14 protein-coding genes and 1 tRNA gene are annotated in these 13,064 nt (G+C 30.5%); 10 read left to right on the top strand and 5 right to left on the bottom strand.

All coding sequences use genetic code 11. The annotated features are described in order from the left end of the window. Window positions 1-82: 82 nt before the first annotated feature. The 5 genes from NQQ59_RS22205 (at window position 83) to NQQ59_RS22185 (ending at window position 4,521) form a co-directional block, all read left to right on the top strand. Entirely contained in the window at window positions 83-937 is an 855-nt protein-coding gene (locus NQQ59_RS22205; RefSeq protein ID WP_144215297.1) for a hypothetical protein, read from the top strand. An 18-nt stretch (window positions 938-955) separates the two neighbouring features. Then, complete coding sequence (locus tag NQQ59_RS22200; RefSeq protein WP_144215298.1) at window positions 956-1,150, top strand: hypothetical protein; 195 nt, start codon at window positions 956-958, stop codon at window positions 1,148-1,150. Further along, on the top strand, window positions 1,140-1,640 hold the full coding sequence (locus tag NQQ59_RS22195; protein WP_144215299.1) for a hypothetical protein: 501 nt from the start codon (window positions 1,140-1,142) through the stop codon (window positions 1,638-1,640). Before NQQ59_RS22200 ends, NQQ59_RS22195 begins: the two co-directional genes overlap by 11 nt. A gap of 171 nt (window positions 1,641-1,811) precedes the next feature. Beyond that, window positions 1,812-3,020 carry an outer membrane protein assembly factor BamB family protein gene (locus NQQ59_RS22190; RefSeq protein ID WP_144215300.1) on the top strand — a complete coding sequence of 403 codons (1,209 nt, stop codon included), beginning with the start codon at window positions 1,812-1,814 and terminating at the stop codon, window positions 3,018-3,020. A 226-nt stretch (window positions 3,021-3,246) separates the two neighbouring features. Next, window positions 3,247-4,521: a hypothetical protein gene (locus tag NQQ59_RS22185; RefSeq protein ID WP_144215301.1), complete on the top strand. Its 1,275-nt coding sequence runs from the start codon at window positions 3,247-3,249 to the stop codon at window positions 4,519-4,521. A gap of 307 nt (window positions 4,522-4,828) precedes the next feature. Here NQQ59_RS22185 and NQQ59_RS22180 read toward each other — a convergent pair whose 3' ends face one another. After that, the gene (locus NQQ59_RS22180) at window positions 4,829-5,233 is read right to left on the bottom strand and encodes a winged helix-turn-helix transcriptional regulator (RefSeq protein WP_144215302.1); all 405 of its coding nucleotides are present in this window, start codon (window positions 5,231-5,233) and stop codon (window positions 4,829-4,831) included. A gap of 100 nt (window positions 5,234-5,333) precedes the next feature. On the opposite strand from NQQ59_RS22180, the gene NQQ59_RS22175 reads away from it, so the two are divergent. The 5 genes from NQQ59_RS22175 (at window position 5,334) to NQQ59_RS22155 (ending at window position 8,605) form a co-directional block, all read left to right on the top strand. Beyond that, entirely contained in the window at window positions 5,334-5,774 is a 441-nt protein-coding gene (locus NQQ59_RS22175) for a nuclear transport factor 2 family protein (protein WP_144215303.1), read from the top strand. 268 nt (window positions 5,775-6,042) lie between these two features. Beyond that, complete coding sequence (locus tag NQQ59_RS22170; RefSeq protein ID WP_144215304.1) at window positions 6,043-6,945, top strand: hypothetical protein; 903 nt, start codon at window positions 6,043-6,045, stop codon at window positions 6,943-6,945. A 111-nt stretch (window positions 6,946-7,056) separates the two neighbouring features. Further along, window positions 7,057-7,413, top strand: a complete 357-nt coding sequence (locus tag NQQ59_RS22165) for a hypothetical protein (RefSeq protein ID WP_144215305.1) — start codon at window positions 7,057-7,059, stop codon at window positions 7,411-7,413. Between the two features lie 161 nt (window positions 7,414-7,574). Further along, window positions 7,575-8,006 carry a DMP19 family protein gene (locus NQQ59_RS22160; protein ID WP_144215306.1) on the top strand — a complete coding sequence of 144 codons (432 nt, stop codon included), beginning with the start codon at window positions 7,575-7,577 and terminating at the stop codon, window positions 8,004-8,006. Window positions 8,007-8,176: 170 nt separating this feature from the next. Continuing rightward, window positions 8,177-8,605: a DUF5713 family protein gene (locus NQQ59_RS22155; protein ID WP_222104882.1), complete on the top strand. Its 429-nt coding sequence runs from the start codon at window positions 8,177-8,179 to the stop codon at window positions 8,603-8,605. Between the two features lie 450 nt (window positions 8,606-9,055). On the opposite strand, the gene NQQ59_RS22150 is transcribed toward NQQ59_RS22155, so the two are convergent. The 4 genes from NQQ59_RS22150 to ftsZ all read right to left on the bottom strand — a co-directional run bounded on the left by NQQ59_RS22150 (window position 9,056) and on the right by ftsZ (window position 13,047). Next, the gene (locus NQQ59_RS22150) at window positions 9,056-9,997 is read right to left on the bottom strand and encodes an AraC family transcriptional regulator (RefSeq protein WP_144215307.1); all 942 of its coding nucleotides are present in this window, start codon (window positions 9,995-9,997) and stop codon (window positions 9,056-9,058) included. 204 nt (window positions 9,998-10,201) lie between these two features. Continuing rightward, window positions 10,202-10,275 (bottom strand) — tRNA-Arg (locus NQQ59_RS22145). A gap of 78 nt (window positions 10,276-10,353) precedes the next feature. After that, entirely contained in the window at window positions 10,354-10,803 is a 450-nt protein-coding gene (locus NQQ59_RS22140; protein WP_144215322.1) for a GatB/YqeY domain-containing protein, read from the bottom strand. A gap of 204 nt (window positions 10,804-11,007) precedes the next feature. After that, complete coding sequence (gene ftsZ / locus NQQ59_RS22135; protein ID WP_144215323.1) at window positions 11,008-13,047, bottom strand: cell division protein FtsZ; 2,040 nt, start codon at window positions 13,045-13,047, stop codon at window positions 11,008-11,010. Window positions 13,048-13,064: the final 17 nt, after the last annotated feature.

The raw sequence follows: 13,064 nt of genomic DNA, 5'->3' as shown, positions 1-13,064 counted from the left end.
GGGCAATTAGTTTTTTATTTTTTGTCCTTTTTTTATGACTAAAATAGATTTTATATATTAGCGGGACAAACCCATTTTACTCATGAAAAAAATCTTAGCCATAATCATTTTTGGAGTTTTACTTTCTTCTTGTAAAAAAACAGAACCAGCTTCATCAGATAAAAAAGAAATAAAGAACGACAGTATTACAACTGAAAATTTACCCCAAAATTCAGAAACAGATTCAGAAGCTTTATTAGCATCGTTTTCTAAAAAGAGATTAGAGGTTATTCAAAAATTAAAAACGTTATCTGCCGAAGAAGCCGATGCTTTATATGAAAAATATTCCAGCGAAAACAGCAGTTTGTTACATGCGATAATGGAAAAGGAAAATACTTTATTGGAAAAATTTTACAATGAAGACGAAAAAGACAAAGAAGCAGTGAAACTCTTCGGAAAAGAGCTTGTGAAGCATCAATTGAATTATGATGAAATTGGAGAAGGAATTGTCGAAATTACCACTAAAAATGACTTCTACTATACTATTTTCAAAGATTATGTAACGAGCGATTATAAAGATTATTTGTACCTGATCAGCGAAGAAAACAAAATGACTTACTCTTCGGATGCAGCTCTTGTTATAAGTTTTAAAGATTTAGGCGACAGAATAATTTCGTGGGAAAATTTTATGACGAAATATCCAAATTCCAAACTAATTCCGTCTGTAAAAGAACAATACAAATTTTATCAATTAGATTATTTATTTGGTCAGGACAATACGCCTACTGTAGAAAGAGCAAACGAGCTTTACATTTATCCGGAAAACATTCTGGAATTTGATCGTTTTGAAAAAAAATATCCAAAAAGTCCAACTGTTCCTTTAATACATTTGTTTAGAGAAAATTTCAAGAATGAAAATGTCTCTCGATTAATTACTGATGAACAGGAAAAATTGTAATTTTTTAATTTTTAAACCATGGAAAATAAAAACAACACTCCCGTATTTACTTTCAGTATTGTTGCCATTATTTTGGGCGTTACATTATATAAACAATTCGACTTTGAAACTTTTAAATTTGAACAACCAGAACTGGCAGTCCTTTACATTGTTGTTTTTGTGTTTTCAATCTATATTTTGATTAAAAACTTTATAAAACGAAGTGGAAAATAAAAAGACTATTATTGATAAAATATATTTACTACTTCTCATTGTAAACATCTTTATTCTTCCTATTATCTTGATTGGTAGTGGATTTAAACAATATTTTTATTTTTCAGGCGATTATAAAGAAAAAATCATACGAATTGAAAAATGCTCGAACAGTTCCAATTCAAAAAGAAAATCTGTTTCTGTAGAAGGTCGAACCAATACTAAACAACGGGTATATTTTACATTATTTGATGAAGAGGAATATGATTTCTTTTCTTATTTACATCCTTCACAACAAGAAAATCTCCAAAAAATTGATCACAATAACTTAAAACCTCTAAAATTAGATGTTAGAATCATCCAATTTTCTGACTTTAAAAATGTTTTATACCTAAAGAAAAGTGAAACTGCAGAAGAGGCTCTGAAAAAAGATTTACAGCCCTGGATTTTGATTGAAATTATACTTATTGGTTTATTAGTCGTATTTTATTTTTTAAGAAAAAGACAATAAACTGAATTCGGCTAGCATTTCCTATCAAGTCTTTTTTGTTTTTTAATTTCGATTTGACAATTTGTTGAAGTTACTGCTTCAAGACCCAAATATATTTTTTCATTATATTTGGGCTAAGCTTTGGCTTAGTTGTTGAATCAACAAAGCAAAAAATAAACCCAAATCTTAAAAATGAAAAAAAATCTAATAACTCTTTTATTTGTATTCACCATTATCAGTATGTTTGGGCAGGCGCCAGCTACCTCAAAAACTGGTAAAACCAATACTTCTAATTCCAGTTTAACTTCTGCTGAAATAGTTACGAATAAGGCTATACGTGCGATAAAAAAAGTTTCATTAGACGATACATCGATTCTTATTTACGATTACGACGGTTCTCTTTTCTCCTTTGATTTAGAAACAGAATCCATCAATTGGACTGTAAAAGCAACAGATGCTTATACCGAAATGTGTGCCAATAAAGTAACACTGAGCAATGGTGTCCTTTATGTTCCATTTATTAATGGAGAAATTTTCGCGATAGACAATCAAAGTGGAGATATTTTTTGGAAATCAAGATTGGGAAATATTACAGATCAAATTGTTCTTAAAGATCAAACGCCAATTGTAAATGATGGAAAATTATTTATAACGGCTCAAAATCAAAACCAGGGTAGTAATCTTTACGCTCTTGATACTAAAGACGGCAGTTTAGTATGGAATTACAAATTAGATTCGGCACAAAATGACATACAGCCGCTTTTCTTAAACGGAAAAGTTTTTCTTCCAAGCGCAACCAATCTTTATAGTTTTGATGCAAAAACAGGAAAAATATTGAGCCAAAAAACTTTTGAGGAAAACATAACCGGAAAACCGATAACAGATGGTGAAAATATATTTGTCGCAAATGAAAAAAATAGTCTTTATGCCTTAAGTCCTGACAAACTAGATGTTTTATGGCAATTTAAGTTTGACGAAAACCAAAACAATGTAAAAGAACGCATTTTATACAAAGACAAAAAAATCTTCATTGGCACGCAAGGTTCACCAGCTAGTTCTGTATATGCTATTGATTCTAAAGCGGGAACACAGCTATGGAAAGTAGATTTTAAAGATGATACTATCGAATATATCACTGAAGAAGTTAATAACATTTGGGGCTATACTAAAAAGAAAAAACTTTTTCAACTAGACTTTAATGGTGAAACTGTATTCGAAACAAAACTAACAACACTTCCTGTTTCAAACATTGAATTCCCTGCCGATGATAACTTACTTTATTATTATTGCGATGCAGGTTTAATTCAGTTTGATTTAACCGAAAAAGACGAAAACGTATATTATATGCGAACTACTCTTGGAGATAATGTTTATACTTCATATTTAAAGATCATTCGATAAAATAGAAAAGCCTGAGAATCTGAATTCTCGGGCTTTTTCTAGTAACCCCATACAGATATTCATTTTTCACACCCCTTTCTATAGCTTTAAGCTTTAAGCATTTAGATCAAAAAAACAACATATTTGAAACGGTAAAACGAACAAATTTTTATCAATTCAACGAGATAAAATCACGTAACATTATATTTTCCCCTACTTTATTTTAAAAACAAAAGAACAATCAGATATGAAAAAAAACATCATTAATGTTTTTATTGGCATGCTACTTTTTATTTCGGGACTTATCTTATATAAATCAAATGATAGCGCAACGGCGTCAGCTTTTTTGAAATACTCTGCCCTTTTTTTACTATTCTACGGAACGCTAGTTATTCTGACTAAGTCTGTAAAAATCATTCTTTTCTTAACCAGTAAGTATAAAAAACTGATTGTTTTTGAAGAAAAAAACAAAAGAATCATACCCGATTGTATCAAAAAAGTGCTTGAATATCGATTGAAAGGCGATAAAGAAATTGAATTCGAAATACCAAATTACTGGCCATTTCAAGTCATCAATTACAATAATAGCACTGGAGAAGATTTAAATAACCCTTACTTTATTCTAAAAGAAATTGATTACCACATAAAACGTTATTTTTATCCAGTAATACATTATACTCAAATCATTCCTGTTGCTACTGATAACAATTATAAATTTTTATTTGTAGCAGAAGGCATGGATAATCTTATTTTAATTGACTTAGATTCAGCAGATAACAAACCAGTGATTTTAAAAAACAAAATAGATCATTACTTAAATCTAAATAACCTTGAACTCAGAAATGATAAATTCTATTATAATGGCCTGAAAAAAATAGAAGATATACTGGATGAATCGCACTATTTTTTCGATATACCTGATTGCATTTTTGAGAGCAAAGATTATTTTGAAATTTACACTAAAAGCTTCAATTTATTAGATAAAAAATTTAATTTTTCTTTTTCTTCTGTAGAAGAAACTGAGGAGGAGTACTCTGTATTTTTGAACATTGAAGATAAATCAAAAAATATAAAATTACGCAGATTTAGTGACTACATAGACAGTGATGAATTCATAAAAAGCTTAAACGAAATTCTTGCAGAATTAAATTACAATCAAAAAAAATACTACCTGCTATCTTATAACATATGTGATTTCGGTATTGTATTGGCAGATGAAAAAACATTTCAAATTTTATCAGACAATAGTCTTCTTCTCGTTAATGAGGAACAAGTAAAATTAAATTCTGAAGAGCTAAATACAATCAAAAAATATAATGATTTAATTACAGAAATTAACAATATTGAATTTCACTTAAGGGTAACTAAAGGAAATAACGAACTCAAAAAAGGAATACTATACAATTACTACTATCAAACCAATTATGAATTTGATGATAATGGAATTGCTGAATTAAGAAAGAAATTGAATGTTAACTTAAAAAAGACAGATACTGGTTATGACATTTATTTTACGATATAAAATTACAGCTATAGGTTTCAGAATTTTATAATTCATAAAAAGGCCTATTTCAATGCGAAATAGACCTTTTTATTATTGTCCTTGATGCTACAGAATTCAAGATTTAAAGGTTTTAAATGATGTTTAATTTCAAATCCGCGCTATCGTTGCGGAGATAAATCTGCGCGATCCGTTTTAACCGAAAAAGACAAAAATATATATTATATGCAATACTCTTGGAGATAATGTTTATACCTCATATTTGAAAATAATTCGATAATAAAAAGAGCCACTTACATAAGTGGCTCTTTTCATAAAATAACAATTCTTACTTCGCTTTCTTCTTCGAAATTTCCAGATGACTTTCATTTCTAATTTTGTCTCGATGCTGCATTCCCCATTTTGTCATCGCTTCTACAACTTCTTTCAGTGTTTGACTGTATGGCAATAATTCATATTCAATACTTACAGGATACCCTACTGCGACTTTCTTTATAATAAAACCATTAATTTCCAATTCTTTCAATTCATTTGAAAGTACACGGGCAGAAATACCATTTACTCTTCGTTGAATTTCTGTAAAGCGTTTATTCCCTCTAGCCATAGCAATAATTATCATCAATTTCCACTTGCCTCCAATTGCATAAAGAGCATCAGATACAGCCATTAAAACAGCATTACATTCGTCAGTAAACTCCTTATTATCAACCTCTTCTTTTATTGTCTTTTTCATATATTCATTTTTATAAGCTACTAACCTTTAAGTAACTACTAATAAAAAGTAAGCTAATATAAGATAATTTTGCTCTAATAAATTTAAAAATATAAAAATCATGACATTAGAAACTTTAAAAATCAAAGAAGAATTAAGAACCTTGATTGATGACTACGCCTCATTAGGGGACGAGAAAAAAATTGCTCAAGTAATGAATCTATTTACCGCAGATATAAATTACAAAGTTTATATGAATAACTTTTTAGTGTCTGATGTTTCTGGAAGAGAAAACATGGAAAAAGACTTTAATAAACATGCTTCAGAAGTAAAAACATATTTTACACTAAATGGACAGCACCAGGTAGAAATCGATGGAGAAACCGCAACGGGCATTTCCTTTTCACAGTTAAAAATGATTAGGGAAAATGATGGAAAAGATATTCTATCCGATTATAGCGTTAAATATGAAGACACCTATGTTTTGCAAGATGGCAAATGGCTCATCCAAAAGAGAATCGGATATTTTTTTATTATTGAAACCCGAATTCTAAGCAATTAAACATAAAAAGCCTGAGAGTATATATTCTCAGGCCTTTCAATTCTTCAGTGACTTTGACGGCACAGAGTTCGAACATTTATTTAAAGACTAAAATTTTAAAGGAAGCGTAATCCCCTTTGATTGTTTACAAAATAAAAATCCTATTTTTGAACATAAGAGTTCATTGTCATTTGTCAGATATAACCACTTTATATAAGATATGTCAGATGTATATAGAAATTAATGGCAACTCTATGACCAACAGTATAAACAGAACCGAGAGTCTAAAATGAAAAATGACAATACAAAGAAATATGAATGTTGGTTTTTAATCAACCAGCATATTTTTGAAAAAGAATTTGAAGCAATTCAACAAAAGGCTGTAAATGTATTTCTTGATTTTATTTCCGATAAAAATTATGGTTTAGGTATTCAACTTTTTCGTTTTGATATTTATGTTGAGCCAAATATAAATTTTGGCCGACAAATTGATAATGCATATGCCGCTTCAGCTAAATTGTCTGCTCATATTGACAAACAGCTTTTTGACCAAGCAACTGATGACGAAAAATTGAAGTTAGTTCTCAATGCGTCTTTAATTCTATTGAAATACTTAGAACAAAGAGTTCCTTTGCCAAAAGATTTTAATGCAGAAAATTTGTATGCGGACTACAAACAATATTTAATAAGCCAATCTTTGTTATTAGATCAAACTGAAACAGACCGTGCTATCATCAAATTTTTTGACACCACCCGTTTTCATTTCTTACGGACAGAAACAGCAGAAGTAGATAAAGACAAAATCCATTTTGATCTTAATGAAATTCAGGATTTTATAAATAATGAGATTGCTGGCAGAACATTTGGTAAATCTGTTACTACCATAGACTTTGGATTTGAACTTTATGACTTCGATGGTGGCTTTGCAACATTTTTGAAAAAAACGGAGAACTATAAAAGATACGGAACTAAATATAAAAACTATCTTGTAGTAAAACACTTTGATTATTCGGAGATAAAAAATCTTGATGAACAGCAACAGTATCAATTATTGAAAGCAAAAATACTCGAGGGCATAAACGATTATGACGACTTAAAAAGAAAGCCAAAGGATTTTGATAAGGGAGAATTTTACAATACAATAGAAAACATATTGACCAACTACGAAAAAAAAGCTATCGCTAACAGCTAGCACAACGATTTGAGTATTAGACTTAATGGGAAATTACCATACGACTATCCACACAAGTATGAAAACGGAGAAGTTGTTTTAATTTCAGAATAATTAAAAGGATTTAAAAATATGATTGGGATAAAATACGATTTGGAATATTTTGAAGGAATAACAGCACCGTATATTGATTGGATTGCAGGTGGAAACTTTAACGGATACTTGATCCAAAAAAGCCTCATATTTAGAGAACTCGATAACAAGGTAGAATTACACTCGAAAGTTATTAACGCTAAAAGATATGATGGAAATGTTTCTGATTTAGTATTGACAGGGCATTACCAAGAAACTGACAAAAAAGCGCTAAAGTTATCTTTTGCTGATTTTGAAATGCTAGGAAAAATATTGGGTGATAACGAAGATATAATAGCATTCTCTGTTTGGAGCAAAACGGTGAACAAAAACGAAGTCTATAAAATAAATGAATAAAAAAATGGCTAAAACACATGCTACAAGCAATTTGGGTCTTTATGCTAAATTCTAAATTGGGTTTGTATTTGGAATGATTTGACAAATCCGAAGAATAGGATAATTTAGTCCAAAACCGCTCTAGTACAAGAACGTTAACTGTAATTGCAAATTAAAAACATATGAGCATTGATTTGATAAAATTGAAAGAAAAACTTAAAACTCAATCTAACGACGATTTTGACTTTGAAGTAGCTGACTATTTGTTAACTATCAAATTTGAGGGAAAAACTCTTAATCAAATGCAAAGACAAGTCGTATCAACTAATATTCTTGATAATGAAGTTTTTAATGGTGGTTTTGACCAATTTTACTTCAACAATGAAAACGAATATATTAACGATGCAATTAGTGGATTGAGCGAATTTGGGGCAAATGAATTTCTTGAACTTGCAATTAAATCAAAAGAAATTTATTTAAGAGACCGAGAGCTATATGCTGATGACCGAAATCCCCATTTTGATTCTCTTGACAACAAATTTTATGAATTAGATCATTATGCAGAATTAAGGATTAGTTACATTAAAGCGCATCTTGACGAAATAATAAAGTAAATACAAAACTGACTGTAAAAACAACTACAGCTAACAACTATTACAATGGATTTGTGTAGTAGGATTAATAGAAATTGGCTTTAAAATAATTTTGCAATCCGAAGAATGGCTTAATTTTACACCAAATCCGATATATATTGTATCGGAATGTTAGCACTAATTTTATAAAGATGAAAGGACATTTTATTGTAATCATTTCTTTGATTTTGTTTTCTTGTAATGGTCATCAAGTGAAAAACCAAAACGCAATTGTAAACCAAAAAAATTTAAAAAACGAGAAAATGAAAAATTATGTTTATTTAAAAGATATGTATGCTGATTCATATTTCCCAAAATTTCTCGTTGACAAAGTGAAAACAATTCTAATTGAACTGTGCGTTGATATTGAAAAAACATCCCCTAAAGATCTTGACGAACTTTATAAGTTAACACATAAAGCAACTATAAAAATTAATGATTTACAAAACGAATTCTTTGAGCATAGCAGCGAGATTGAAACTGGTGCTAGAGAATCGATTGGGGCAGACTTTGACTTTATATCTAAAGCATATGGATTCAATGCTGATGGAGAAGAACTTATTGCTCCTCGAGAATGGTAAAAAAACTAACACTAATAGCTAGTACAATGGATTTGGGCAATAGGTAGCTAGTCAAACCTTAACCTTAGAATTTGAAAGAGAATAATAAAACTTAACAAGCCATGATGGAGTTCGAACCAAAATCCCCTTTAGATATTAATATCTGTAAAGCAAGAAAAAAAATCTTAAAAATTTTAGAATCATAAAAAAGCCTGCAAAATATACACTTTGCAAGCTTTCATTTTTTACAGTGACCTTGACGGTACAGAATTCGAACCTTTTAATTGAAGATTTAAAGATTTTAAATGATGTTTAATTTAATTTCAAATCCCCTACTTGATCTTTTTAGAAATACTTTATTCTAAAATTAAATTGTAAACCACTATCTGTAAAAGAAAATGAGACAATAAATGACAGTTTCATTAAATTTGAATTTAGTTAGTTTTTATTTTATTGAAACTTTGGAATATATCACAGTAATTTTATTGGTATATAAATATCTATTATGTGATGATTTTCAGGATGTGATTTAGGATCATTTAGATGACTTAAAAAGAAATTCCTATTATCGGGCTGATAGCCGTTTTCTTCAAACCAAACTTCATAAATATATTTCCAAGTTTTAAAACATTCAGAAATGGGGGCATCTTTATGAAAAACAGCATATAACCCACCACTTATTTTGGTATTGCCAATTATTCCCTCTCCGATTATATTATCAGGAACAGACAAACATACATCTGCCTGAAGCATTCCAGATAAATTAGCATTACTTCTATACACTGTTAATGCTTTGGTTTCAGGAAAATTAACCAAATTTCTGGGAACAGCCCAGCTAAAAAGCTTTTCAAACATCTTACCAAATGTTTCACTATCGTGATTATGAACATTGAGGTTTCTAATATAAATAACATTAAATTCCTCCATTTTTTTGATTTCGAAATCAAGTCTTACTATTTCACTCATTTCACTTTTTTTTAAATTGTTTAATTTGAGTGCAAGGTAGTCTTCGATTTTTAACTGCATTTTTCCAATATTGCTATCAGTTATACCAATATTGCTATTTTTATATTTTTTACGCCATTCACTTGGTGTCAAATCTTTCGCTTCTCGGAAAGCTCTTGAAAAAGATGAAATACTTAAAAAACCACAATCGGCTGCAATTTCACTAATAGTTTTTGATGGATTATTCATTAAGAAAAATAAAGCTCTTTCTATTTTTGCTTTTTTAATAAATTCATTGATTGTTGTTCCTGTTACAGACTTAAAAATTCTATGAAAGTGAAATTTTGAAAAGTTAGAAAGACCAGCCAATTTTTCTAAAGAAAGTTCTTCCTGAAGGTTTTCTTTAATATAATCTATACTTCTATTGATTCTAAAGTAATACTCTTTTATAGACTCTTCCTTTGTCATACTTGTTGTTTCTTTAACTGATATTTAAAATAAGTAAACGAATTTAAAAGGTAAAATTAAAGATGTATTAGAAAAATATTTTGTTTCAAAGCGATTTTCCAAAATAAAAATATTCTGTTTATAATTTAGAGCTCATGATGGTGTTCAAACCAAAAAAAAGGCCTGCAAAATATACAATTTGCAGGCTTTCATTTTTTTTTACAGTGACCGCGGAGGGGTTCGAACCCCCAACCCTCAGAGCCGAAATCTGATATTCTATCCAGTTGAACTACGCGGTCAATTTATTTATGATTGTAGATTGCAGATTTTAGATTGCCAATTAGAATCTAAAATCTACACTCTAAAACTAAAATTATTTATGATAATAATTTCTTTACAATAGTAGAAATGGTTTTTCCTTCAGCAGTTCCGCCTAATTGAGCAGATGCTAATCCCATTACTTTACCCATTGAAGCAATTCCAGAAGCTCCTGTTTCAGCAATGATTTTTGCGATTACAGCTTCCACTTCTTCTTCACTTAATTGAGCTGGTAAAAACTTCTCGATTACAGCAACTTGAGCCAATTCTGGTTCTGCTAAATCTGGACGGGTTTGCTCTGTAAAGATTCTTGCGCTCTCTTTACGCGTTTTAACCAATCTTTGAAGCAATTTAATTTCTTCGTCTTCAGATAAATCTTCTTTAGATCCAGAAGCTGTTGAAGCTAATAATAATTCTGATTTAACAGCTCTTAATGCTTCTAAAGCTACAGTATCTTTTGCTTTCATGGCCGTTTTGATTTCGTCCATGATTTGTGTTTGTAAACTCATGTTTATATTTTATTTAAAATAAGCCAATGCCTATTAATTGATTTATTCATTTGGAATTTGTTCTCGACTTCGTCAGAACTAACTGCAAGATTCACTTTAAAAACCTATTTAGGAAGTCAAATTTTGAAATTCTGTGCGAAGATAAAAAAAATAACCCGAAAATTAAATCCAATTTTCGGGTTACCCAATATTATGATTCTAAAATTAATCTACGTTATCGTGCAAAAATGAATTATTAGAACGTAATTGTAAATCATTATTACTGTCTGTTCCAACAGAGATTCTTGAATTTGTATTATTCGATTGTGAATTAGATAAATCAATTCCTAATCTTTTGTAAGCTGGTTCTTTTTCCAACTCATCAATTCTTGAAACATTGTTATGGAACTTATAGTTAAATTCTTTTAGTTTCTTTCTTCTTTCTTCAGCTCTTAAACGAAGGGTTTCTTCAATTGTCAATTCTAATGGAGAAACTTCTGAAGTTGTAGAGAAATCAGGCTGACTAGCAAAATCAACTCTTGGTTTCAAAGTAATGTTTAATTCTTCAGGAATAACATCTTCAACCACTTTTTCAACTGGTTTCGAAGCCATTAAATCATTTTCAACTTCCATATATTCTTCAAGAGAATATTTGATAATTCCGTTATCAGAAACTTCTGTAACCGGCACAAATTGTACTGGATCTTTTACTTTAATCTCACGGGTTTCATTTGACAATTCAAATAAAATTTTATTATCCTCAACAACTGGCTCTCTTCTAACCGGCTCTTGTTTGAACAAAGGAAGATCAAAAGAAAAAGTAGTTTGTTCTTCTCTTTCAAAGGTTCTTTGTTGTTGTACCGGTTGTTGTTGTTGTTGTTGTTGTTGTTGTTGTTGATATACTTGTTGCTGCTGCACTGGCTGCTGTTGCTGTATTTGTTGTAAAACTGGTGTTTCTGGTGCAGAAATTGTAAAATCAATATCTGTAATTGGTGAAACAATTTCGAAAGTTACATCCAGATTTTTGATAAATTCAGACATCACAACCAATTCTTCCTGGTTTATTGCTGGAGCAACAGCCTGAACCGGAGTTGGAGTAAATGTTTCGTCGTCGTCAATTAAATCAAAAACAACTTTATCTTCTACTTTTGTTGTTGGCGTATCAACAGTTAAGTCAAAAGAAGTAAGTGGCTTGTTTGTTAAATTATGAACACTTCTTTGCTCATCTTCTAACGTATGAATGATTTTCTTTGGTTCTGTATTTACAATTTCGTTTTGTTGTTCTACATCAAAACCTGTAGCAATAATCGTTACAGCAATAGCTTCACCAAGAGTTTCGTCTTCACCAACTCCCATGATAATATTAGCATTGTAACCTGCTTCAGCCTGAATGTGATCGTTGATTTCTCCGATTTCATCAAGAGTAATCTCGTTAGTTCCAGAAACGATAAGCAACAATACGTTTTTGGCACCTGTAATTTTATTATCGTTTAACAACGGAGAATCTAAAGCTGAGATAATAGCATCTTTCGCTCTGTTTTCACCTGCTGCCACAGAAGATCCCATGATCGCAGTTCCACTGTTCGACAAAACAGTTTTTGCATCACGTAAATCGATATTTTGAGTATAGTGGTGCGTAATAACTTCAGCAATACCTCTAGAGGCTGTTGCTAAAACTTCATCCGCTTTAGAGAATCCAGCTTTAAAACCTAGATTTCCGTATACTTCTCTTAATTTATTATTGTTGATTACAATTAAAGAATCGACTTGCTTACGCAATTTCTCAATTCCAATAATTGCCTGCTCCTGACGTACTTTCCCTTCAAATTGAAACGGAATCGTCACGATACCAACTGTTAATATTTCTCTTTCTTTTGCTAATTGAGCAATTACTGGCGCAGCACCTGTTCCGGTACCTCCACCCATACCAGCAGTAATAAATACCATCTTAGTATTTCTATCCAACATCTTTTCGATATCAGAAATACTTTCAATAGCAGACTGTTGCCCTACATCTGGGTTTGCTCCTGCCCCTAATCCTTCAGTTAAATTAACTCCTAACTGGATTTTATTTGGTACTGAACTATTTTGAAGCGCTTGCGAATCGGTATTACAAACGATAAAATCTACGCCTTTAATACCTTGTTTAAACATGTGGTTAATTGCGTTACTTCCGCCTCCACCTACACCTATTACTTTGATTACATTTGATTGATTTTTTGGTAAATCAAATGAAATACTTCCAAATTCTGAGTTGCTCATCATCTTTTTGGTTTTTGAAA

The organism is Flavobacterium panacis (genome assembly GCF_024649945.1).
GTDB lineage: Bacteria > Bacteroidota > Bacteroidia > Flavobacteriales > Flavobacteriaceae > Flavobacterium > Flavobacterium panacis.
The sequence above is the reverse complement of the archived record's forward strand: the minus strand, read 5'-3'. Positions and strand labels throughout refer to the sequence as shown.

What these genes read in the sequence shown, in the direction of transcription:
- NQQ59_RS22170 (WP_144215304.1), top strand. Translation starts at nt 6,043, where the DNA reads ATGAAAAATGACAATACAAAGAAATATGAATGTTGGTTTTTAATCAAC.
- NQQ59_RS22205 (WP_144215297.1), top strand. Translation starts at nt 83, where the DNA reads ATGAAAAAAATCTTAGCCATAATCATTTTTGGAGTTTTACTTTCTTCT.
- NQQ59_RS22150 (WP_144215307.1), bottom strand. Translation starts at nt 9,997, where the DNA reads ATGACAAAGGAAGAGTCTATAAAAGAGTATTACTTTAGAATCAATAGA.
- NQQ59_RS22160 (WP_144215306.1), top strand. Translation starts at nt 7,575, where the DNA reads ATGAGCATTGATTTGATAAAATTGAAAGAAAAACTTAAAACTCAATCT.
- NQQ59_RS22185 (WP_144215301.1), top strand. Translation starts at nt 3,247, where the DNA reads ATGAAAAAAAACATCATTAATGTTTTTATTGGCATGCTACTTTTTATT.
- ftsZ (WP_144215323.1), bottom strand. Translation starts at nt 13,047, where the DNA reads ATGATGAGCAACTCAGAATTTGGAAGTATTTCATTTGATTTACCAAAA.
- NQQ59_RS22140 (WP_144215322.1), bottom strand. Translation starts at nt 10,803, where the DNA reads ATGAGTTTACAAACACAAATCATGGACGAAATCAAAACGGCCATGAAA.
- NQQ59_RS22165 (WP_144215305.1), top strand. Translation starts at nt 7,057, where the DNA reads ATGATTGGGATAAAATACGATTTGGAATATTTTGAAGGAATAACAGCA.
- NQQ59_RS22180 (WP_144215302.1), bottom strand. Translation starts at nt 5,233, where the DNA reads ATGAAAAAGACAATAAAAGAAGAGGTTGATAATAAGGAGTTTACTGAC.
- NQQ59_RS22190 (WP_144215300.1), top strand. Translation starts at nt 1,812, where the DNA reads ATGAAAAAAAATCTAATAACTCTTTTATTTGTATTCACCATTATCAGT.
- NQQ59_RS22175 (WP_144215303.1), top strand. Translation starts at nt 5,334, where the DNA reads ATGACATTAGAAACTTTAAAAATCAAAGAAGAATTAAGAACCTTGATT.
- NQQ59_RS22200 (WP_144215298.1), top strand. Translation starts at nt 956, where the DNA reads ATGGAAAATAAAAACAACACTCCCGTATTTACTTTCAGTATTGTTGCC.
- NQQ59_RS22155 (WP_222104882.1), top strand. Translation starts at nt 8,177, where the DNA reads ATGAAAGGACATTTTATTGTAATCATTTCTTTGATTTTGTTTTCTTGT.